Source organism: Micromonospora antibiotica (genome assembly GCF_017599305.1).
In the GTDB taxonomy this organism is placed as follows: Bacteria; Actinomycetota; Actinomycetes; order Mycobacteriales; family Micromonosporaceae; genus Micromonospora; species Micromonospora antibiotica.
Genome location: NZ_JAGFWR010000034.1, coordinates 36905 through 56621, shown reverse-complemented (window position 1 = coordinate 56621; position 19717 = coordinate 36905). Strand labels below are relative to the sequence as shown.

The 19717-nt window shown below is 71.5% G+C and carries 20 protein-coding genes, 1 tRNA gene and 2 pseudogenes; 15 read left to right on the top strand and 8 right to left on the bottom strand.

The genetic code is table 11. The annotated features are described in order from the left end of the window. Positions 1–34 precede the first annotated feature (34 nt). The gene (locus JQN83_RS30815; RefSeq protein ID WP_208570663.1) at positions 35–541 is read left to right on the top strand and encodes a DinB family protein; all 507 of its coding nucleotides are present in this window, start codon (positions 35–37) and stop codon (positions 539–541) included. A gap of 73 nt (positions 542–614) precedes the next feature. On the opposite strand, the gene JQN83_RS30810 is transcribed toward JQN83_RS30815, so the two are convergent. Further along, positions 615–1400, bottom strand: a complete 786-nt coding sequence (locus tag JQN83_RS30810) for an alpha/beta hydrolase (protein ID WP_208570662.1) — start codon at positions 1398–1400, stop codon at positions 615–617. A gap of 70 nt (positions 1401–1470) precedes the next feature. Between JQN83_RS30810 and JQN83_RS30805 the strand changes: the two genes are divergently transcribed. The 5 genes from JQN83_RS30805 to JQN83_RS30785 all read left to right on the top strand — a co-directional run bounded on the left by JQN83_RS30805 (position 1471) and on the right by JQN83_RS30785 (position 5952). Beyond that, the gene (locus JQN83_RS30805) at positions 1471–2043 is read left to right on the top strand and encodes a hypothetical protein (RefSeq protein ID WP_208570661.1); all 573 of its coding nucleotides are present in this window, start codon (positions 1471–1473) and stop codon (positions 2041–2043) included. Positions 2044–2418: 375 nt separating this feature from the next. Continuing rightward, entirely contained in the window at positions 2419–3618 is a 1200-nt protein-coding gene (locus tag JQN83_RS30800) for an RtcB family protein (RefSeq protein WP_208570660.1), read from the top strand. 31 nt (positions 3619–3649) lie between these two features. Continuing rightward, positions 3650–3722: transfer RNA gene (locus tag JQN83_RS30795), tRNA-Arg, on the top strand. Positions 3723–3783: 61 nt separating this feature from the next. Next, positions 3784–4962, top strand: coding sequence for a MalY/PatB family protein (locus tag JQN83_RS30790; protein ID WP_208570659.1), 1179 nt, complete (start codon positions 3784–3786; stop codon positions 4960–4962). 255 nt (positions 4963–5217) lie between these two features. Next, complete coding sequence (locus JQN83_RS30785) at positions 5218–5952, top strand: trypsin-like serine protease (RefSeq protein WP_208570658.1); 735 nt, start codon at positions 5218–5220, stop codon at positions 5950–5952. 164 nt (positions 5953–6116) lie between these two features. Here JQN83_RS30785 and JQN83_RS30780 read toward each other — a convergent pair whose 3' ends face one another. The 5 genes from JQN83_RS30780 to JQN83_RS30760 all read right to left on the bottom strand — a co-directional run bounded on the left by JQN83_RS30780 (position 6117) and on the right by JQN83_RS30760 (position 9753). Further along, on the bottom strand, positions 6117–6797 hold the full coding sequence (locus JQN83_RS30780; protein ID WP_208570657.1) for a response regulator: 681 nt from the start codon (positions 6795–6797) through the stop codon (positions 6117–6119). Positions 6798–6905: 108 nt separating this feature from the next. After that, entirely contained in the window at positions 6906–7574 is a 669-nt protein-coding gene (locus tag JQN83_RS30775; RefSeq protein ID WP_244253559.1) for an AMIN-like domain-containing (lipo)protein, read from the bottom strand. A 122-nt stretch (positions 7575–7696) separates the two neighbouring features. Beyond that, positions 7697–8218: a hypothetical protein gene (locus JQN83_RS30770; RefSeq protein WP_208570656.1), complete on the bottom strand. Its 522-nt coding sequence runs from the start codon at positions 8216–8218 to the stop codon at positions 7697–7699. Between the two features lie 180 nt (positions 8219–8398). Continuing rightward, positions 8399–9562, bottom strand: a complete 1164-nt coding sequence (locus tag JQN83_RS30765) for a helix-turn-helix domain-containing protein (RefSeq protein ID WP_208570655.1) — start codon at positions 9560–9562, stop codon at positions 8399–8401. 44 nt (positions 9563–9606) lie between these two features. Next, positions 9607–9753 (bottom strand): hypothetical protein, encoded by a 147-nt coding sequence (locus JQN83_RS30760; protein ID WP_208570654.1) that lies wholly within the window; start codon positions 9751–9753, stop codon positions 9607–9609. Between the two features lie 862 nt (positions 9754–10615). Here JQN83_RS30760 and JQN83_RS30755 point away from each other — a divergent pair. From JQN83_RS30755 to JQN83_RS30740, 4 genes and pseudogenes are all read left to right on the top strand, one after another. Further along, positions 10616–11743 carry a helix-turn-helix domain-containing protein gene (locus tag JQN83_RS30755; RefSeq protein WP_208570653.1) on the top strand — a complete coding sequence of 376 codons (1128 nt, stop codon included), beginning with the start codon at positions 10616–10618 and terminating at the stop codon, positions 11741–11743. Further along, positions 11740–12321 carry an HD domain-containing protein gene (locus tag JQN83_RS30750; RefSeq protein WP_208570652.1) on the top strand — a complete coding sequence of 194 codons (582 nt, stop codon included), beginning with the start codon at positions 11740–11742 and terminating at the stop codon, positions 12319–12321. The genes JQN83_RS30755 and JQN83_RS30750 overlap by 4 nt, the downstream gene beginning before the upstream one ends. 21 nt (positions 12322–12342) lie before the next feature. Further along, positions 12343–12521 (top strand): annotated as a pseudogene (locus tag JQN83_RS30745) (GntR family transcriptional regulator). A gap of 803 nt (positions 12522–13324) precedes the next feature. After that, the gene (locus JQN83_RS30740; RefSeq protein WP_208570651.1) at positions 13325–13936 is read left to right on the top strand and encodes an RICIN domain-containing protein; all 612 of its coding nucleotides are present in this window, start codon (positions 13325–13327) and stop codon (positions 13934–13936) included. A gap of 401 nt (positions 13937–14337) precedes the next feature. On the opposite strand, the gene JQN83_RS30735 is transcribed toward JQN83_RS30740, so the two are convergent. Then, positions 14338–14781: an ArsI/CadI family heavy metal resistance metalloenzyme gene (locus tag JQN83_RS30735; protein ID WP_208570650.1), complete on the bottom strand. Its 444-nt coding sequence runs from the start codon at positions 14779–14781 to the stop codon at positions 14338–14340. Positions 14782–14856: 75 nt separating this feature from the next. On the opposite strand from JQN83_RS30735, the gene JQN83_RS30730 reads away from it, so the two are divergent. The 5 genes and pseudogenes from JQN83_RS30730 (at position 14857) to JQN83_RS30710 (ending at position 18620) form a co-directional block, all read left to right on the top strand. Continuing rightward, positions 14857–15237, top strand: a complete 381-nt coding sequence (locus JQN83_RS30730; protein ID WP_372444186.1) for an ArsR/SmtB family transcription factor — start codon at positions 14857–14859, stop codon at positions 15235–15237. Beyond that, positions 15234–15962 (top strand): annotated as a pseudogene (locus JQN83_RS30725) (aquaporin); the annotation flags it as partial. The gene JQN83_RS30730 and the pseudogene JQN83_RS30725, both read left to right, overlap by 4 nt. A 59-nt stretch (positions 15963–16021) precedes the next feature. Continuing rightward, positions 16022–16501, top strand: coding sequence for a GNAT family N-acetyltransferase (locus JQN83_RS30720; protein WP_208570673.1), 480 nt, complete (start codon positions 16022–16024; stop codon positions 16499–16501). 31 nt (positions 16502–16532) lie between these two features. Next, a complete protein-coding gene (locus JQN83_RS30715) occupies positions 16533–16967 on the top strand; it encodes an arsenate reductase ArsC (protein WP_208570649.1) in 435 nt (144 codons plus the stop codon). 150 nt (positions 16968–17117) lie between these two features. Beyond that, on the top strand, positions 17118–18620 hold the full coding sequence (locus tag JQN83_RS30710; protein WP_208570648.1) for a carboxylesterase/lipase family protein: 1503 nt from the start codon (positions 17118–17120) through the stop codon (positions 18618–18620). Here the strand turns inward: JQN83_RS30710 and JQN83_RS30705 are convergent. Further along, positions 18567–19634, bottom strand: coding sequence for a helix-turn-helix transcriptional regulator (locus tag JQN83_RS30705; RefSeq protein ID WP_208570647.1), 1068 nt, complete (start codon positions 19632–19634; stop codon positions 18567–18569). The genes JQN83_RS30710 and JQN83_RS30705 overlap by 54 nt on opposite strands. Positions 19635–19717 lie beyond the last annotated feature (83 nt).

The following is a 19717-nucleotide window of genomic DNA, read 5'->3' as shown; positions in this document are numbered from 1 at the left end:
GCCCGGGGCGGTCCCGTCCCGTGAAGGACCCGACATGACCACCGAACGGATCGGCCCGCCGCTGCTCGCCGGGGAGCGGGAGACGCTGCGTGCCTTTCTCGACTTCCACCGGGCCACCCTCGCCATGAAGTGCGAGGGGCTGACCGACGAGGAACTGCGCCAGCGGGCCGTGCCGTCGTCGCAGCTGACCCTGCTCGGCCTGCTGCGGCATCTCGCCGAGGTGGAGCGCGCCTGGTTCCGGCGGGTGATCGACGCGCAGGACGTGCCGCTGCTCTGGTCGGACACCGGCGACTACCAGCAGGCGTACGACCCGACGGGGTCGACCGGGGCGGAGGCGTTCGCGGCGTGGCAGCGGGAGGTGGAACACTCCCGGCGTATCGAGTTGGCGGCGGCCTCGCTCGACGTCACCGGCCACCAGGAGCGCTGGGGTGAGGACGTGTCGCTGCGGCTGGTGATGCTGCACATGATGCACGAGTACGCCCGCCACAACGGCCACGCCGACCTGCTGCGGGAGGCCGTCGACGGCAGCGTGGGGGTCTGACCGCCCACCGTGCCGCCGCTGCGCCGTGCGGCCCGGTGGCGGTGCCGCCGTCGGTGGTGCCCCGCCTGTCGGGTCAGCTGACGGGGGGCCGGGTGCGCAGCGGCAGCCAGGCCAGCACGTCGCGGATCGTGGCGTCCCAGTACGGCCAGTCGTGGTCGCCGGGGGAGAAGTCCACGGTCACCGGCGCGCCCCGGTCCCGGGCGGCTGCGACGAAGCGCTCGTTGTCGTCGTGGAGGAAGTCCTCGGTGCCGCAGGCGACATAGAGCGGGGGAGTGTCGGGCCCGGCCCGGCCGACCAGCGCCACGGTGTCGTCGTCGGGGCCGGCGGTCGGGGCGTCCCCCCAGACGGTGTGCCAGACGTCCGGGTCGAGCGGGCGGTCCGGGGCGTGCCGGCGGTGGGCGACGTTGAGCGCCCCCGACAGGCTGGCTGCGGCGGCGAAGCGTTCGGGCTGCCGCAGCGCCCACTTCACCGCCCCGTAGCCGCCCATCGACAGCCCGGCGACGAAGGTGTCCTCCGGGCGGTCGGAGAGCCGGAAGAACGACCGGCAGACCTCGGGCAGTTCCTCGGTGAGGAACGTCCAGTACCGGTTGCCGTGCGTCTCGTCGGTGTAGAAGCTGCGGCCGACCTGGGGCATCACCACGGCCAGACCCAGCGGGGCCACGTAACGTTCGATCGAGGTGTGGCGGGTCCAGGCGGTGTCGTCGTCGCTGAGCCCGTGCAGCAGGTAGAGCACCGGCGGGCCCGCGTCGGCCGGCCCCGTGGGCGTCGGCCGTGCCGGGTCGGGTTGCGGCAGGATCACCGTCATCGACGTGCTCATGCCCAGGGCCTCGGAGTCGAACTCGCACCGCATCACTGCCATGGCCATGGACCGTACCGCGTGCCGGCCCTGCCGGACACGACGTCGCCGCCGTCGGCCCTAGGCTGTCGCCATGCCCGCCGAGGACGCCGTGATCGACCTGGACACCCCCGGGCGCGGGCCGGTCGACGCAGCCACCTCCCGGGTCCGGCGCGGGCCGCGCCCCCGGGTCGCCCTGGGCCTGGTGGCCGCCCTGGTGGCCGGTGCGGTGCTGGGCGGGTGGGGGGTCGACAGGTCGCGGGAGGCGCGCGCCCGGCAGGAGCGGGACGCGACCGTCGCGCTGGTGGCCATCCCCGCCAACGCGGACAGCGGCAGTACGAACGCCGGCGGCCGGGCCCGGATCGAAGGGTCCCTGGCGGTGGTCAACGCCGGGCCGTCCCCGGTCACGGTACGGTCGGTCCGGGCGGACAGCCCCACCGTGCTCATCCAGGATCTCGGTCGGACCCGGCTGATCCGGCCCGGCGGCACCGGCTGGATCGGCGTGGTGGTGCTGCTCCAGTGCGGCGAGACACCCGGGACGGAGCCGCTGACGGTGCGCTTCTCCGTGCAGACCGCCGACGGGCAGGTCCGGGAGGCCCACTACCCGGTCGCCCTCGTGGGCAGCGCCTGGCTCGACACCCTGTCCAGGATGTGCGGGCCCCGATAGCCGGCAGCTACCGATATCTGTTGCGGCCCGGGTGGGTGCGCGCCTAGGTTCGACATCGACGCCACACCTACCAACCGGGGAGCACACCGTGTCGCCGTACCTCAGCACCGAGACCACGCGGTTCACACCGCGCGGCGGCGTGCTGTTGCCAGCCGGCGAACGAACCCGGGGTTGTCGGTGGCGATCGGGGTGGCGGCGCGGATAGCGCCGGCGCGACCTGCGCAGCCGCCCACCCCACCAGGGGACCGGGCGGCTTTTTCGATCCCCGACACCCGCCGAGGGGTGTAGCTCAACGGGTAGCGCACCGGATTCCACACCCGACGGTCGCAGGTGCGAATCCTGTCACCCCTGCTCCCACGAACGAGGAGAACGATCATGGCATTCACCCCGCTGCCGGGCACGAAGGCGCCGGTACGGGTCTGGACCGACCCGTACGGCATCGAGCCGCAGGCCGCGCAGCAGTTGCGCAACATCGGCGCGCTGCCCTGGGTGCAGGGCGTCGCCGTGATGCCGGACGTGCACTTCGGCAAGGGCGCCACCGTCGGTTCGGTGATCGCGATGCGGCAGGCGGTCTCGCCGGCCGCCGTCGGGGTGGACATCGGCTGCGGGATGAGCGCGGTCCGCACCTCGCTCACCGCCGCCGACCTGCCCGACGACCTGGCACCGCTGCGGTCGGCGATCGAGGCGGTGGTGCCGGTCGGTTTCGCCAAGCGGGACGACCCGGTCGACCCGCGTCGGGTGCGGGGTCTGGAGCAGCGCGGCTGGGACGACTTCTGGGGCCGGTTCGCCACCCTGGACCGCCGGGTGGCGCAGTTGGAGAGCCGGGCGCGGCACCAGCTCGGCACCCTCGGTGGGGGCAACCACTTCATCGAGGTCTGCGTCGAGCAGGACGGCCCGGACGCCGGGCAGGTCTGGTTGATGCTGCACTCCGGTTCCCGCAACATCGGCAAGGAGCTGGCCGAGCGGCACATCGGGGTGGCCCGTGCCCTGCCGCACAACGCGGACCTGCCCGACCGGGACCTGGCGGTGTTCCTCGCCGGCACCCCGGAGATGGACGCCTACCGGCGGGACCTGTGGTGGGCGCAGGAGTACGCGCGGCGCAACCGGGCGGTCATGCTGGCCCTGCTCTGCGGCGTGGTGCGGGACGCCTTCCCGCAGGTCAGCTACGGGGAGCCGATCTCCTGCCACCACAACTACGTGGCCGAGGAGCACTACGACGGGGTGGACGTGCTGGTGACCCGCAAGGGGGCGATCCGGGCCGGCCGGGGGGACCTGGGCATCATCCCGGGGTCGATGGGCACCGGGTCGTACATCGTGCGGGGTCGGGGGAACCCGGACGCGTACTGCTCGGCGTCGCACGGAGCCGGGCGGCGGATGTCGCGGGGGCAGGCGAAGCGGACGTTCACCGTTGACGACCTGGCGGTGCAGACCGCCGGGGTGGAGTGCCGCAAGGACACTGGGGTGGTCGACGAGATCCCCGGCGCGTACAAGGACATCACCGAGGTGATGGCCCAGCAGGACGACCTGGTCGAGGTGGTGGCCCACCTCAAGCAGGTGGTGTGTGTGAAGGGTTAGACCGGCCGACGCCCCCGGGCGTCGGCCGTGAGCCCCGGTGGCGCAGCGGACAGCGCGCCGGTCTACGAAACCGGAGAGCCCAGGTTCGAATCCTGGTCGGGGCACTCTCCGCCCCGCTGCCGTGCGACCGCGCGGTGGCAGGAGGGGCGGAATATCCTTCATGTCATGAGTGGTACGCATCAGGGCTCCCGGGACCAGGCGAATCCCCTGCGCCAGCTTCGGCTGGACCAGCTGCGACGACGGACGAGCGTCAAGTGGCGGGAGTACCCGGACGACGTGCTGCCGCTCTGGGTGGCGGAGATGGACGTGCCGCTCGCCGAGCCGGTCGCGCGGGCGATCACCGACGCCGTCGCGCTCGGCGACACCGGCTACACCGCCGGCACGGCGTACCCGGAGGCACTGGCGGAGTTCGCCCGGCGTCGGTGGGGCTGGGACGGGCTGGCCGTGGAGCGGACCGCGCTGGTGCCCGACGTGATGCACGGCGTGGTCGAGGCGTTGCGGCTGCTCACCGGGCCCGGTGACGCGGTGGTCGTCAACTGCCCGGTCTACCCGCCGTTCTACGGGTTCGTCGGGTACGCCGGCCGCCGGATCGTGGAGGCGCCGCTCGGCGACGACCTGCGGATCGACCTCGGCGCCCTGGAAGCGGCGTTCCGGGTGGCCCGCTCCGGCGGGCGACTGGCGGTGTACCTGCTCTGCAACCCGCACAACCCGACCGGTGTCCTGCACACCGCCGACGAGTTGACCGCCGTCGCCGCGCTGGCCGGGCGGTACGGGGTGCGGGTGGTCGCCGACGAGATCCACGCCCCGCTGGTCGGCGCGGGAGCGCGTTTCGTGCCGTACCTCTCGGTGCCCGGCGCGGAGCACGGCCTGTCGCTGATGTCCGCCTCCAAGGGGTGGAACCTGGCCGGTCTGCGGGGTGGGCTGCTCGTCGCCGGCCCGGCCGCCGCCGGGGATGTCGCCCGGGTTCCCTTCGAGGTCAGCGTCGGCACCAGCCACCTCGGGGTGATCGCCCACACCGCCGCGTTCAGGGACGGGGGTGACTGGCTCGACGCCCTGCTGACCGGCCTGGACGACAACCGTCGGCTCCTCGCCGCGCTGCTCGCCGAGCACCTGCCGGCCGTCCGGTACCGACCCGGCCAGGCCACCTACCTCGCCTGGCTCGACTGTCGAGGGCTGGGCCTCGGCGACGATCCCGCCGCCGTCTTCCTGGACCGGGGCCGGGTGGCGCTCAACTCCGGCCTGGCCTTCGGCACCGGCGGTGTCGGCCACATCCGGCTGAACCTGGCCACCTCCCCGGAGCTGCTCACCGAGGCGGTACGCCGGATGGCCACCGCCGTCACCTGAGCGCCGCGGCTGCGGGGACGCGTCGAAGACCCGCTGCCCTATCCCATGCGGAGCCGTCTGGCGTCAAGCCTCCACTCTGGAGTCCTGGCATACGGCCTGCACCACTGCGAGGTGACCAGCAGGCGGGATATGCCGATCCCCGTACGCAGTACAGGATCAAGAAGTCCCCTTCGTCGCCGGCATCTCCGCGAGCCGGCGACCTACTGCCGAAACGGCATCGGGAATCCCTACACCTGTACTGAAGTGGAGAGACGTATGCGTACACCATCGTTACTGCGGCGGGTCGCCGTTGCGGTGACCCTGTCCCTGACCCCCATTGCCGCCGTGGCCGGCACCGCGCAGCCGGCCGGCGCCGTCATCGGCGGAAACTCCGCCGGGTACCTGCGCGGTCAGGTGCAGATCTTCGTCAACGACTCCTACAAGTGCACCGGCACGCTCATCGCCAGCAACTGGGTCCTCACGGCCAAACACTGTTTCGACAGAACGGGCGGGAACGTCAACAACAGCCTTGTGGCCGCAGGCGAACGCGGGTTCGCCCGGGGCCACCTGATGGCGATCGCCGGAATCTACAAGGAGCCCTTCCAGGACGCGATGCTCCTCAACCTCTGGCAGGACGTCCCGAACTGGTCCCGCATCGCCGTGGGCTACTCGGCGGCATATCCCCCCATCAACTCCACCCCGTCGATCAGCGGTTGGGGAAGCACCACCCGCGGGAGTTACACCCAGCCCTCCACCCTGCAGATCTGCGGCATGCGGGTGACGGACTACGGCATTCACCACGACATCGTGGGGGCCGGCAACAGCGCCATGCGCCTGGAAAGCTATGGAAGCGGTGTGACGGCGAGCGGTGATTCCGGGGCGGGAATCTACTGGCTCGACAAAATCTACGGTATCCACATCGCGGACAACGAGTCGAACCTGGCCTACGGCCTGACGACCCACTTCATCGCCGGTTGGATCGAGGCCGTGAGCGGCGTCGGACCCAGCTGAGCGTCGGGGTGGCCGGTCCGGCCCCCGGACCGGCCACCTGGGGTCGTAACCTGGCTCGGTGCCGGGCACTGCCGGCCAGGGCCGCTCACCGGTCGTGCCCCGGCACCGGCACGGGGGGGCTTCGCCGCAGCGGGGACACCACCGGTCCGTCACGAGGGGCGAGGTCACGCCGCGTCGAGTTTGTAGCCGACCCCGCGTACGGTGCGCACCAGCCGGGAGGCGGCCGGGTCGTGGTCGACCTTGGCCCGTAGCCGCTGCACCGCCACGTCGACCAGGCGGGAGTCGCCGAGGTGGGAGTGCCGCCACACCCGGTCCAGCAGCGCCTCCCGGGTGAACACCTGACCGGGCCGGCGGGCCAGCTCGGTCAGCAGCCGGAACTCGGTGGCGGTGAGGGGCAGTTCCCGCCCGTCGCGGCGGGCCACGAAGCGGGCCGGGTCGACCTCCAGCGGCCCGACCGTCAGCACGGGTTCGGTGGGCACGGCGTACCCCCGCCGCAGCGCCGCCCGGACCCGGGCCACCAGTTCCGCCAGGTCGAACGGTTTACGCAGGCAGTCGTCGGCCCCACACTCCAGGCCGACCACCACGTCGATGGGGTCGGTGCTGTCGGTGAGCAGCAGGATCGGCAGCTGGCTGCTGCGCCGGACCGCCCGGCAGACCTCCAACCCGTCGAGGCCGGGCAGCAGCACGTCCAGGACGATCAGGTCGACCTGCTGGGCCCGCCAGGTGGCCAGCGCGGTCCGGCCGTCGGCGGCGGTGCTGACCCGGAACCCGGCCCGGCGCAGACCGAGGGCGGTGACCTCCCGAATGGAGGCATCGTCCTCGACCAGCAGCACCCGGCCGTCCATGGTGTTCCCAGGGTAGTCCCGGGGCGGCCGGTCGCGACCCGGCGCAACGGCCGGTGCCGGGAGCCGATCGACGTCGACTCCCGGCCCGACCGGTGGTCACCGTTGCGGTCACTCCTGCCACTGGTGCGCCACGTCGAGCACGATCCGGCTGTGCGTGCCGGGGCCGGCGAGCAGCAGCACCCGGAACGGCAACTGCGCCCGGACGCCGACGGCGAAGGTGCTGTAGCCCTCGAAGGTGCCACCGTAGACGACGTCGCGCAGGGTGCGGTAGCCGAGCACCGCCGCCACGTGGTCGCCGGCCCGGTACGGGTAGCCCACGGCCGGCTCCCGCAACTGCACCCGCAGCACCGCCCCGCCGGCCGTGTACGGCGACATCGCCAACCCCTGCCCCTCGGTGAACACCTCGCCGTAGCCGACCGAGTAGCCGTCGGCGTTCCCGTCGAACTCGAAGACCAGCCGGTCGTAGCAGTCCTGCTGGCCGGTGCGGGTGGTCAGCAGCGGGGCCGGGTTCAGGTCGCCCCCGGTCTTTCCGGTGCTGCCCCAGGTGATCCCGCAGTAGGGTGCGGCGGTGACGCCGGCGCGGAGCCGGTCGGCGGCGGTCGCCGTACCGACGGTGGTGAGCAGCACGGCCAGCACGGCCGTGACCGCCATCAGGGTCCTGGTGAAACGCATGGTGACCTCCCGGTCGACGGTGTCCGGCCACGGTGGCCGGTCGAGGTCGACGGTGCGCCACCCGTGCCACAGCGCCCGCACCGTGACGTAACAGCGGGGCAACAACCGCGACCCTCGTCGCCTCCTGCGCCCGGGCGCGGGTCAGGCCGATGGCGGTGGCCCGGCTCAAGCAGGTGGTCTGGGTGGGGAGGCTGCCCACGATCGTGACAGGCTTCCTGCCGCGACTGCTAGCCGAGGTCGTGTACCTCCAGCCCTCGCATGATCAGCATCTGCATCGAGCCGAACCCGTAGAGATCCGCGTCGGATGACAGGTTCGCCACCTCGCTGAGCACCGGTTCGACGTCGATGGCGCACTCGCGGGCCCGGTTGCACAGCCACCAGATCGTCATCAGCTCGTCGCGCGGGTCGGCACCCTGATCCATCGCGGAGACATGGACAAGTCGTCGGCGGAACTCTCCGACCGAATTCCACACCACCGGTAGGTGGGCAGCCCAGCGGAAGGACGGGTAAGCCCGAAAGATGTCTCGGACCTCCTCACGGGCCGGCGCTCCGCCGGTCTCGTACGCATCCAACAGCTCATCGAGCGCGGCGGACGCCTCGGCCGCCACCCCGGCTTCCTCCACCGGCGACTGCGCCTTCCGGATCTCGGCCATCGCGTTCGGATCGCTGAGGTCGACCGGGCGCTCGGCGACGTACCGCAACAGATCGTCGATCACCGCGACATCCGCACGGACCGCGGCAAGACTCATGCCGTCATTGTGCTTGTCCCCCAGGAGATCGACCAGGTCAGGAGGACCACTGGGGCTCAGGGCCGGCGATGGGCGTAGCAGCCGCTTACCGGTCCGAACTCGTCGGCGGTTTGCTGGCTGATGGTCAGGTGCGCTTCCTGGACATCACTCCACGGCCGGTCCGGCCACGAGGTGCACAGGTCAGGGGCGGGTCAGCCCGATGGTGTCGGCGAGGCGGGCGACGTCGGCCGGGGTGGGGCCCGCGCGGAGCACGGCGGTCAGGGCGGCACGGGCGGCGGGGCGGGTGCGGGTCTCACCGGGGGCGGTGCGGTCGGCGGTGAGCAGGGCCCGCCCGGCGGCGTCGGGGTCGCCCAGGTCGAGGTGGCTGCGGGTGATGTCGATGAGGTGGGCGGCGCGGTGTTCGGCGGGGAGCTGTCGCCAGCCGTCCTGCCCGGTGGCCCGGCGGTGCAGGTCGACGGCCCGGTGGTGGTCGCCGAGGTGGGTGGCGGTCAGGGCGCGGGCGAGTGCGACGCTGGTCGGGCCGAACGTGATGCCGTCCGGGTCGGGCGGCTCGTCGGCGGCGGCGAGCGGGGCGGCACGTTCGGTCAGGTCGTGGGCGGTGGCGGCATCGCCGTAGCCGGCGGCGGCGAGGGCGGCCTCGATCAGCAGCGCCCCGGTCAGGGCCAGCGCCGGCGGGTCGCGCTGCGCCGCCGCCGGGTCCAGCTGGCGTACGGCGGTGAGGGCGGCGGTCCTGGCCAGCCGGCCCCGCCGCAGCGCACGGAGCACCTGCGCGAGGGTCACCGCCGCCCGGCCGATTCGCACCGGGTCGCCACGGGTGGCGGTCATCATGGCCCGGTCGGCGGCCAGCCAGGCCAGGTGGGCGTCGCCGAGCTTGACCAGCGTCTGGGCGGTGAGCCGGTGCACCCGCACCAGCAGGTCGAGGACGGGCGGGTCCACCGGGCCGGTGTGGCCGGCGTGTCGGCTGTCGGCGAGCAGGTCGGGCAGCATCCGCAGCACCTGCGGGTGCTGCCCGTTGCGGTACGCCGCCCAGGCGTATCCGGCCTGTTCGTCGAGCTGCCGCAGCAGGGGACCGGCCGGGACGGACGCCGGGGGGTCGTGCCGGGCCAGCGCCGCCCGGACCCGTTCCACGGCGGCACCGACGTCGGTGACCGGTGCCGGCGCGGTCCGCCCGGCGAGCAACAGTTGCGGCGCGACGCCGAGCGCACCGGCCACGGTGTCGATGACGGAGAGCCGATCGAGGGTACGCACCCCCCGTTCGACCTTGTCGACCCAGCTCTTGGACTTGCCGATCCGGTCGGCGAAGACCTGCTGGCTCATGCCCCGGCGGGCCCGTAGCTCTGCCATTCGCCGTCCGATCGCCGGCTCGGTGCGCTGCCGGCCGGGGCCGCTCACCGGTCGTGCCCCGGCACCGGCATCGTGTGGGTGGCCTCGCCGCAGCGGGGACACCACCGGGACTTGACCCGGAACGCGAGCAGCCCGAGCAGGAAGCCCGGCACCAACCCCCCGAACAGGACCGACAGCAGACCGGGAATCATGAGTGCCCCCGCTCTGCGGGACCGGTAGCGGGACCATCTGCCGGAGTGTGGTGATGGGACCGGGTGTCGACGACAGACTCGTGCTGCATGGGTCGCTCCTACGTGGGGTCTATTTCGGGTGTGAACTGTCGGCAGGCGGGTCGGATCGGGTTTTGTCCGAGGTCATCCCGCCCGGTGGCGCGCCTACCGGTCGGGTTCAGCCGGCGCGGGCGCTGTACGTCGCTGTTGTCCTTCTCGCGGCGGCCTGGTCCAGCCGATGAAGCGGCGATGCAGGGGGCCGGCAGGTGCCCAGGGCATGTCCTCGGCCGCCTGGACGAAGCTGGCCCCGAGGTAGAGGGCCAGTGACACCGGCGCATTGGCGTACTCGCCGCGGAGCTCCTGACGGCGGGTCGGACACGGCCAGGGCCGGCCGCATCCGCCGCAACTCCAGATCGGCAGCACCGGGCCATGGCTGGTCATTGCTCCTCCATAGTTGGCCAGTGCCTGCGGTTGATCGGAATGCGATGTCGGTTCCGGCAGGGCAGATCGACCCCGCATCGGCACAGCCACTTCCGTTTGCGCCATGGCCATGCCGGGCGGTGTCGCCGTGCCAAGGTCATCGTTTACGGCGATCAGGTACTGGTCGTAGGAAACTCGTCGTACCGGTGGCGTCCTGTCCCGCATTACTGGTCCCCTCCGTCGGGCGGCACCCATGTCCGACTCCGAGCCACGGGATCGGATCTGGAACGTTCGGTAACTGCGACGCTACGATCACGGTGGCGGCGATAGGACTCACCCGCAGTACCAGTGAGCAGTTCACACATCGGCCGCAGCGGTTGTTCAGGGCGGAAACGTCGACCACTGGTCAACGTAGGGATCACGCATGGCAGGTCGTAGACGATTGGCACCACAGCGAGGCGAGGTGACTGGCTACCTGATCAAGCTGATCCGGGAGTCCATCCCCCGCACACAGGAACAACTCGCCGCTGACCTGGGCGTCGACCGTGCGACCGTGCAGAGTTGGGAGTCCGGACGCCGACCATTCACGGCGGTGCCGCTCGGACAGGCGATCATCGTCCGGCGCACGCTCGGTCGGCTCGGAGCAAACGTGACCCTGCTCGCCGCACTCGACGACGCCGCCGAGGCAGACTCCATCCTCGCCGCAATCCTCGACGAGCAGGTGGACCGGTGCGACATCGCCGAACAGCCACTCGGCTGGTCCGTGCTCACCCACCGCCTGACCGACCTGATCCTCTGGGCCGTTCTCGGGCAGGCACCGACCTTCGCCAGAGGGCTACCCATCGCCCATGCCCGGCGAGGACCGGTGGCGTCGGGTCCGATCCTGCCCGCCGACGAGCAATGCACCTTCTTCACCCGGCTTCACGTACTGGCCGAACGCGCGGCCTCCGGAGGTGATCCGAGCGTTCTGCTGCATCGGCAAGCCTGTTTTCTCGCGGGCATGGACCCCACCAGGGCGGCGGCCGGATGGCTCGCCCAGACCACCACCCGTGCCCGCAAGGCGATCACGCCCCGCAGTTGGTCACCGCTCTGGCCTGATGCCCGTTCGGTAGTCACCTCCCTTGCCAACCAAGGCGACCCGGAACCTCTGCGGGACTTCCTTGCCCGTGCGCATCCGGACGACGCCTGCGAGCGGGCAGCCCTCAACTACTCGGCCTACTGGGTAGGCGAAATCCCCTACCGCCAGCACGACGACTCCTTCATGCCCGCACCGCTTGCCGACTGGCGCGGCTCGGTTCTCCTCAGACACCTGGTCCAGCGCCTCGACCCCACGCACCCCTTCGTTGACCTCAACGTTCACAACATCTGGGCTCTGCTCGCCGTACGACGCGGCCTCACCCTCGACAACCCCGCCGAGGGCCGCGCGCTCCTCAGACGCAGTACCCGGCTCCTGGACAGCGACCGAATCTCTCCACAGTCCCGGCAGGAACTAACCTCTATCGTCTACAGCCTGCGAGCAGACGGAGTCACCGGCACAGGGACGGGCAGATGAACGACGATCACGACGCCGCCGGAGCCATGAGCTTCATCTTCGAGGCTGGCGTACTCAAACGCGCCGCCCGTACCGGCTGGTGGTTCGCCGGCATCAAGCACCCCGAGTCCATCGCCGACCACTCGTTCCGGACTGCGCTGATCGGGATGATGCTCGCCGCCATGGAAGGTGCCGACCCGGCCCGGGTGTCGATGCTGTGCGTCCTGCACGACACCCAGGAAACCCGGATCACCGACATCCCGCACATCGCCAGGCGCTACCTCACCGCCGCACCCAACACCATGGTCACCGCCGACCAGGTCGCCGCCTGCCCGCCGGTTGTCGCCGACCTCATCAGCGCCGCTGTCGCAGAATACGAAGCGGGCGAGACGCCGGAGGCCGTCGTCGCCCGCGACGCCGACAAACTCGAATGCCTCGTCCAAGCAGTCGAATACCGCCACCAGGGCATCGACAACGTCCAACGCTGGATCGACAGCTCACGCGCGGCGCTGAAGACCGCCAGTGCCCACCGCCTGGCGGAAGCCGCCCTCACCGGACAACCCCTCGCCTGGCTCACCCCTCGCCCACCACCGGCATAGCCACCAGGCACCTACGAGCAGATCGCCGACGACCTCGCCGGACGCATCAAGTCCGGCGAGTTCCCGCCGGGCTCCAAGCTGCCCGGCCGCCGAGAGCTGATCGAGCACTATCGCGTTACTGAATCCGCGTCATGCAGGTGCTACGGATCAAGGGCATGACCGGGACTCTGCCTGGCGTGGGCGTCTTCGTCGCCGAGTAGGCAGCCCTCCCGCTCGGCCATCCGGCCCCTGGGGTCGTTGCGGGTCGGTTCGGTGGGGGGCTCACTGCCCAGCGAGCTGCGGTTGGCTCAGGAGCATGGGCTGAGTCGCACCATCGTCTGACAAGCGGTGGCACTGCTCCGTTCGGAAGGGCTCGTCATCGTGGAACCACCGCGCGGCACGTTCGTCCGCGCTATCGAGCCGACCGAGACGGTGACTCTCCTCAAGGGCGACACCGCTACCGCCCGGATGCCTACCCCCGCCGAGCGACGCGAGCTGGAAGATGGGTGAGGGCATACCGGTCATCGTGATCTTCCGCGCCGACGGCTCCCGAGAGCTGTACGCTGCCGACCGCATCCGCGTGGGTCGCTGACCCTCGCCCAATTGTGGGAAGCCCCGCCGCGGGATGCGGCCTGAACCTGTCGACTGGTGACGATCCGGGTCGTTGAGCAGGTGCCGAACGCCATCGGTTCAGGCGCAGGTTGACCTGTGTCGACGCTTGCACTGTCTTCTTGCCGCTCCGCGCCGCCCAGTACCGGTCGCTGTTCTCCGCCCGCAACACCGCGTTTTCCTGCCGCAAACCGGCATTCCCACGCTTGAGATCACCGAATCCGCCGACCACCTGATCGGTCACAAGGAGTTCGGTACTCGCGGAGCCGGTGGCCTGGTGCCCGCGTCTCGGAAAGATCGCTGGGCGATCAGGGGGAGAGGCGGTGATCGATGCAATGGTCGAGCGGCTATTGCAATCTCCTTCCCGCTTCCGGATACTCGTGAGTGGCATTCACATCTACGAATGGATCAACGCATGAATCATCTCCATCGTGATCGTCGTGCCCTCACGGCAGGATTCGGAGCCGTCCTTCTCGCGCTGAGTCTTCTGGTGTGGCCGGCCGCCGGCGCGACGGCGCAGCTGGAAGCGTCCGATCGAAATGGCACACAGGCGGGTGTCAACGCTAACTACTATCAGCTCAAGAATCCAGACTCCGGATTGTGTCTGACGCTCTACAACGGCAACATGTTCGATGGCGCACCGCTGGTCGTCATGCCATGCGCCCAAGGTGGGAAGCCTATGAGCTGGGCTTTCAGTGCTGGGAACGCTGGCAGCCTTTCCTCCCAAGCCGATCCGAGCCGATGTGTCGATGTCCTGAATGGCGTGACCGCCGACGGAACCTCCGTGCTCGACTGGACCTGCGGCTCCACCAACCAACAGTGGACTCTCACCAATGGTGGCAGATTGCTGAGCGGTCTGTCAGGCGGTTGGTGTCTCTCTATTTACGGGAATAACCCGGCACCGGGGACGATCGTCGTCCTGATGTCGTGCCTGAATGCGGGTGGAAGCCCTGCACCTTCTCCCTCTTCGTCGCCATCCTCGCCTCCGAGTGGGGCGGGCGACTACGCGAAGTGGGTTATCAGCTAGTGGCATGACCATGAACGTTCGCGGCGTTGGGCCGGGCAGTCGGTGGCGGGCCGGCCAATGGACTTGGACGACGTAGCGCTACCCTGGCGGCGTCCCCTCGCCCACTGGTCGTGCCAGCTGCCCCGGCCGCCGACAGGGCTACGTTTCAGCGATGTGGCGGTATCCAAGGTGCGGGGATACCGCCACATCGCGGAACGCGAATCCGGATTCTGGTCGAGCTCGTGTATGTGGCGTTATCGAGATGCGGGAAGGGGGGAGTGGGATGGTGCCCGAACTCTCTGCTCACCCCACCCCCACCACCGGCATAACCACCAGGCACCAGTGCTTCGACTTCCCTGCCGCGTCGTCAGGCCCTGACGACTCCTGACTGGTTGCGGGACCGGAACGACGCCGGGTTGTGGCTACGGGGCGGTGGTCTCGCAGCAGGTGCGTTCGTCGTCGGCTGCGGGCGGGGTCTGCGCGGAGGTGCCGTACTGGTCGGAGTCGCCCTTGACCACGTACACCTCCCAGCGCTCGTCGCCGGGGCCGCGAACCCAGACCTTGTCCTGCACGGCGTAGCAGCAGGAGGTGTCGTTCTCGGTCAGGGTGATCAGCCCGGCCTCGGTGAGTCGGTCGGTGGCGGCGGTGACCTGCGCGCCGTCGAACACCTCGACGCCGAGGTGGTCGATCGCGGTGGCCTGGTCCGGGGTGCCTTCGAGCAGGACCAGCTTCAGCGGGGGCTCCTCGATGGCGAAGTTGGCGTAGCCGGGTCGCCGCTTGGCCGGCTCGGTGCCGAACAGCTTCGAGTAGAACGCGATCGACCCTTCCAGGTCGGAGACGCGCAGGGCGAGCTGGACGCGGGACATCCCACACCTCCGGTTGTTTAGATGACTGTCTAGGCAGAGATTGCACTCTGGTTAGATGCTTGTCAAACTAGACGGGTGTCGAGACAACAACTGCCGGTCCTCGCCGATCCGTCGGCCTGCTGCGCGCCGATGGTTACCGAGGCCCTGACGGAAGACGCCGCCGCCGGTCTGGCGCGCGGCTTCAAGGCCCTCGGTGATCCGGTACGCCTGCGGCTGCTGTCCCTGATCGCCGCGCGGGCCGGTGGCGAGGTGTGCGTGTGCGAGCTGACCGACGCGTTCACCCTGACCGGCCCGACGATCTCCCACCACCTGAAGGTCCTGCGCGAGGCCGGGCTGATCGACTGCCAGCGCCGGGGCACCTGGGTCTACTACTGGATCGTCCCGGCCCGCCTCGCCGTCCTGTCCCAGCTCCTGGACGTCTCGGCTGCCGCCGCATCGACCGGGCCGACCCGGTGACGCCCGACCCGCCGCACGCCGTGCTGCGTCGGGCGTCGGCGGAACTGGTCGGCACCGGCCTGCTCGTCACCGCCGTGGTCGGCTCCGGGATCGCCGCCACCCGCCTGTCGCCGGGCGACGTGGGGCTGCAACTGCTGGAGAACAGCATCGCCACCGCGTTCGCCCTCGGCGCGCTGATCCTCATCTTCGGCCCGGTGTCCGGCGCCCACCTCAACCCCGTCGTGTCGCTCGCCGACTGGTGGCAGGCCCGCCGGACGGGAGCGGGTCTGTCGACCCGTGACCTCGGCGCGTACGTCGTGGCGCAGGTGCTCGGTGCGATCGGCGGCACGGTGCTGGCACACCTGATGTTCGGGTTGCCCGCCGTCACGATCTCCACCCGCCAGCGCGACGGGGGCGGACTGTGGTTGGCCGAGGTCGTCGCGACCGCCGGGCTCCTCCTGCTGATCGCCGCCCTCACCCGTGCCCGCCGGACCGCGGTCGCCCCGGCGGCGGTCGGGGCGTGGATCGGCGGCGCGTACTGGTTCACCGCCTCCACCTCGTTCGCCAACCCGGCCGTCACGATCGGCCGCATGTTCACCGACACCTTCGCCGGCATCGCCCCCACCTCGGCGGCCGGGTTCGTCGCCGCACAGCTCGCCGCCGTCGGGATCGCGGTCGCCGCGATCACCTGGTGGTATCCGACCGTTCGACAGCCGGACGGCGTGGCGGTCGAGCTGGCACCGGCGCAGCCGGAACGGGCCGCCTCATGACCGGCGCCCGGCCGCCCCGCCCCGATCTCGTGCCGATGACCGACGAGCACGCCCCGGCGGTGCTCGACATCTACCGGCACGGGATCGCCACCGGCGACGCCACCTTCGAGACCGAACCACCCACCTGGGCCCGGTTCACCGCCACCCGCCTACCCGAACACCGCTGGGTCGCCGTCGACCACACGGCTGCCGACCGCGTGCTCGGCTGGGTCGCGTGCACCCCGGTGTCCGACCGGTGCGTGTACGCCGGGGTCGTGGAGCACTCCGTCTACGTCCACCCCGACGCCCGAGGGCGAGGCGTCGGCCGGCTCCTGCTCCACCGGCTCATCGACTCCACCGAACAGGCCGGCATCTGGACCATCCAGTCCGGGGTCTTCCCCGAGAACACCGCCAGCCTCGCCCTGCACCACGCCTGCGGCTTCCGCACCATCGGCGTACGCGAACGCCTCGGCCGCCACCACGACCGATGGCGCGACGTCATCCTCATCGAACGCCGCAGCCCCACCATCACCTAGCCCCGTCAGCACCGAAAGAGGTCCACCACCCATGAGCACCCCCGCCCGGCCCACCACGCCATCGGTGCTGTTCGTCTGCGTCCACAACGCCGGCCGCTCCCAGATGGCCGCCGGCTGGCTGCGCCACCTCGCCGGGAACACCGTCGAGGTCCGCTCCGCCGGCTCCGAACCCGCCGACCATGTCAACCCCGTCGCGGTCGACGCCATGCGTGAGGTCGGCATCGACATCACCGCCGAACAGCCGAAGCTCCTCGACTGGGACACCGCCGAGGCCAGCGACGTGATCATCACGATGGGCTGCGGCGACGCCTGTCCCGTCTTCCCCGGCAAACGCTACGAGGACTGGAAACTCACCGACCCCGCCGGCCAGCCGCTGTCCGTCGTCCGCGAGGTCCGCGACGAGATCCGCCAGTACGTCGCCCGGCTCCTCGACGAGCTGGCCCCCGACGCCAGGATCGATGCCTGACCGGACACCGGTGGCTCCCGCGTCACGAGCGCAGTGGAGGCTCCCGCCGACAGGCCTGGTGACCGACCTCGTTCGACGGCCCTAAATGGTTTGCCGGTGGTCGGCGGGCGCTGGGATGCTGCGGCCGACCGGGAGCGGGGAGGGGCCAGCATGCCGTCGGAGTCCGAGCCGGAGGTCCGTACCGTGGCCGGTGTGCTGCGCGGCTGCCGGGAGGCGGGCCGCGCGGTGTTCCGGGGCATCCGGTACGCCGAGCCGCCCGTCGGTGCCCACCGGTTCGCCGCGCCGCAACCGGTACGCGGCTGGGAGGGCGTACGCCCGGCGGTCGCCTTCGGTCCGCCGCCTCCGCAGCCCGACGCGTTCGGGACCGCCCCGCAGGGCACCGGCGACGACTGGTTGACGCTCAACGTGTGGACGCCGGACCCGGACCCGGCGGCGGGGTTGCCGGTCCTGGTGTGGCTTCCCGGTGGCGGCTACCTCGTCGGCTGTTCCGGCCTCCCGGAGTACGACGGCGGGCACCTGGCCGGCGGCGGGACCGTGGTGGTGACGCTCAACTACCGCCTCGGTTTCGAGGGGTTCGGGCAGCTCGACGGGGCCCCGGCCAACCGGGGGCTGCTCGACCAGGTGGCGGCCCTGGAGTGGGTGCGGGACAACATCGGTGTCTTCGGCGGCGACCCGGGCCGGGTGACGGTCTTCGGGCAGTCGGCCGGCGGCGGTTCGGTCGCCGCGCTGCTGGCCATGCCGCGCGCCGCCGGGCTGTTGCGGCGGGCGGTCGCGCAGAGCGTCCCGGGGACGTTCCTCTCGCCCGAGCTGGCCGCCGACGTCACCGCCGCGTGCGCCGCCGAGCTGGGGGTACGACCGACCCTGACCGACCTGTCGGCGGTGGCTGCGGACCGGCTGCCGGCGGTGGGCGGGGCGATCTCGGCCGGGATCGTCAGGTGGCGGGAACGGTGGGGGCAGATCACCCACCGGCCGATCCCGTTCGCACCGGTCGTCGACGGTGACGTGCTGCCGGCGACCCCGTGGCGGGCGCTGGCCGACGGTGCCGCCCGCGACGTCGACCTGCTCGTCGGGCACACCCGCGACGAGCACCGGCTGTTCAGCCTGCTCGACGGGGTACTCGGCCAGGTCACGCCGGAGCAGACCGAGCTGGCGCTGCGGATGCTGGCCCCGGGCCCGGACGGTGCCCGCCGCTACCGGGAGGCGTTCCCGGCCGCCACCGACGAGCAGCTGTACGAGCTGGTCAACGCCGACTGGTTGTTCCGGATGCCGAGCCTGCACCTGGCCGAGGCGCAGGCCGCCGGTGGCGGCCGGGCGCACCTCTACGAGCTGACCTGGCCGGCGTCGGGCCTGGGCGGTGCCCTCGGCGCCTGTCACGGCCTGGACGTGCCGCTGGTCTTCGGCAACCTCACCAGCGGGCAGCCCGCGATGCTGATCGGTGATCCGCCTCCGCCGGCGGCGTACGAGCTGTCCGGGCAGTTCCGCAGGGCGTGGACGGCGTTCGCCGCGACCGGCGACCCCGGTTGGCCGTCGTACGATGCCGGTCGCCGTACCCGGATCTTCGACGAGCGGCCGACGGTCGTGGCGTACCCGGAGGAGACGTCACGGCTGCTGTGGCGGGACCACACCTTCGCCGCGCTTCCGCTGCTGGCCTGACCGCGTCCCGGCGGCGGAACCCGCTGACTTCCCGGCGGCGGCACCACCGGCGGCGGTACGGGCGAACCGGCCGGCCAGCAGCGCGAACGCGTCGGCGAGCGGCGGCGGGCCGACGACGGTGATCGCGGCGTCGTACCGGGCGACGGCGGCGGCGAGGCTCACCCAGGACCACGACCCGAGGGTCAGCCGGCACCGGTCGGGGGTGACCTCCTCGACGAGGCCGTCGCGGGTGTACCGGGCGACGGTCGCCGCGGGCAGGTCGAGCAGCACGGTGCCCCGGCAGGGCCAGTCCGCCGACCCGCCGGCCGACCCCCGGAACACCCCGGTGAGATAGGTGGCGACGTCCCCGCCGGGCAGCGGTCGGGGGGTGAAGCGGGGCCCGTGGGGCGGGCGCAGGGTGATCCGGTCGACGCGGAAGGTCCGCCAGTCGGCCCGGTCGAGGTCCCAGGCGACGAGGTACCACCGGCCGTCCCAGGTGACGATGTGGTGCGGTTCGGCGTGCCGGGCCGGGCGCTCGGTGCTGTCGGGCCCGTAGTCGAAGCGCAGGATCTCGCGGGTCTGCACGGCGGCACTGAGCGCCAGCAGCACCCCGCCGTCGACCGGCGCGGCCGGCGTGGTGGCGGGTCGCGCGACGGCGGTCACGCTGAGTGCCCCGACCCGCTGCCGCAGCCGGGTCGGCAACACCTGTCGTACGGTCTGCAGCGCCCGCGCGGCGGCGTCCGCCAGTGCGTCGTCCGCGCCGGTCGCCGCGACCTGGAGCGCGACGGTGAGGGCGACGGCCTGTTCGTCGTCGAACAGCAGCGGGGGCAGTTCGGTGCCGGCGTCGAGCCGGTAACCACCGTCGGGGCCCTTGGCGGCGGCGACGGGGTAGCCCAGTTCCCGCAGCCGGTCGACGTCGCGGCGCACGGTGCGCAGGCTGATGCCGAGGCGTTCGGCGAGCACGGTGCCGGACCAGTCCCGGCGGGTCTGCAACAGCGACAGCAGGGCGAGCAGTCGGGCGGACGTGGTCGGCATGGGTCCGATTTTGCCCGCAGTAGGTGCCACATCCTGTCACCTACTGCTGCGAATCTTGCTCCTGACCAGCCCACTTCCGGGCG

Excerpts from the sequence above, each read along its gene's own strand:
- JQN83_RS30815 (WP_208570663.1), top strand. The coding sequence starts at position 35 with ATGACCACCGAACGGATCGGCCCGCCGCTGCTCGCCGGGGAGCGGGAG.
- JQN83_RS30810 (WP_208570662.1), bottom strand. The coding sequence starts at position 1,400 with ATGGCAGTGATGCGGTGCGAGTTCGACTCCGAGGCCCTGGGCATGAGC.
- JQN83_RS30805 (WP_208570661.1), top strand. The coding sequence starts at position 1,471 with ATGCCCGCCGAGGACGCCGTGATCGACCTGGACACCCCCGGGCGCGGG.
- JQN83_RS30800 (WP_208570660.1), top strand. The coding sequence starts at position 2,419 with ATGGCATTCACCCCGCTGCCGGGCACGAAGGCGCCGGTACGGGTCTGG.
- JQN83_RS30790 (WP_208570659.1), top strand. The coding sequence starts at position 3,784 with ATGAGTGGTACGCATCAGGGCTCCCGGGACCAGGCGAATCCCCTGCGC.
- JQN83_RS30785 (WP_208570658.1), top strand. The coding sequence starts at position 5,218 with ATGCGTACACCATCGTTACTGCGGCGGGTCGCCGTTGCGGTGACCCTG.
- JQN83_RS30780 (WP_208570657.1), bottom strand. The coding sequence starts at position 6,797 with ATGGACGGCCGGGTGCTGCTGGTCGAGGACGATGCCTCCATTCGGGAG.
- JQN83_RS30770 (WP_208570656.1), bottom strand. The coding sequence starts at position 8,218 with ATGAGTCTTGCCGCGGTCCGTGCGGATGTCGCGGTGATCGACGATCTG.
- JQN83_RS30765 (WP_208570655.1), bottom strand. The coding sequence starts at position 9,562 with ATGGCAGAGCTACGGGCCCGCCGGGGCATGAGCCAGCAGGTCTTCGCC.
- JQN83_RS30760 (WP_208570654.1), bottom strand. The coding sequence starts at position 9,753 with ATGATTCCCGGTCTGCTGTCGGTCCTGTTCGGGGGGTTGGTGCCGGGC.
- JQN83_RS30755 (WP_208570653.1), top strand. The coding sequence starts at position 10,616 with ATGGCAGGTCGTAGACGATTGGCACCACAGCGAGGCGAGGTGACTGGC.
- JQN83_RS30750 (WP_208570652.1), top strand. The coding sequence starts at position 11,740 with ATGAACGACGATCACGACGCCGCCGGAGCCATGAGCTTCATCTTCGAG.
- JQN83_RS30740 (WP_208570651.1), top strand. The coding sequence starts at position 13,325 with ATGAATCATCTCCATCGTGATCGTCGTGCCCTCACGGCAGGATTCGGA.
- JQN83_RS30735 (WP_208570650.1), bottom strand. The coding sequence starts at position 14,781 with ATGTCCCGCGTCCAGCTCGCCCTGCGCGTCTCCGACCTGGAAGGGTCG.
- JQN83_RS30720 (WP_208570673.1), top strand. The coding sequence starts at position 16,022 with ATGACCGACGAGCACGCCCCGGCGGTGCTCGACATCTACCGGCACGGG.
- JQN83_RS30715 (WP_208570649.1), top strand. The coding sequence starts at position 16,533 with ATGAGCACCCCCGCCCGGCCCACCACGCCATCGGTGCTGTTCGTCTGC.
- JQN83_RS30710 (WP_208570648.1), top strand. The coding sequence starts at position 17,118 with ATGCCGTCGGAGTCCGAGCCGGAGGTCCGTACCGTGGCCGGTGTGCTG.
- JQN83_RS30705 (WP_208570647.1), bottom strand. The coding sequence starts at position 19,634 with ATGCCGACCACGTCCGCCCGACTGCTCGCCCTGCTGTCGCTGTTGCAG.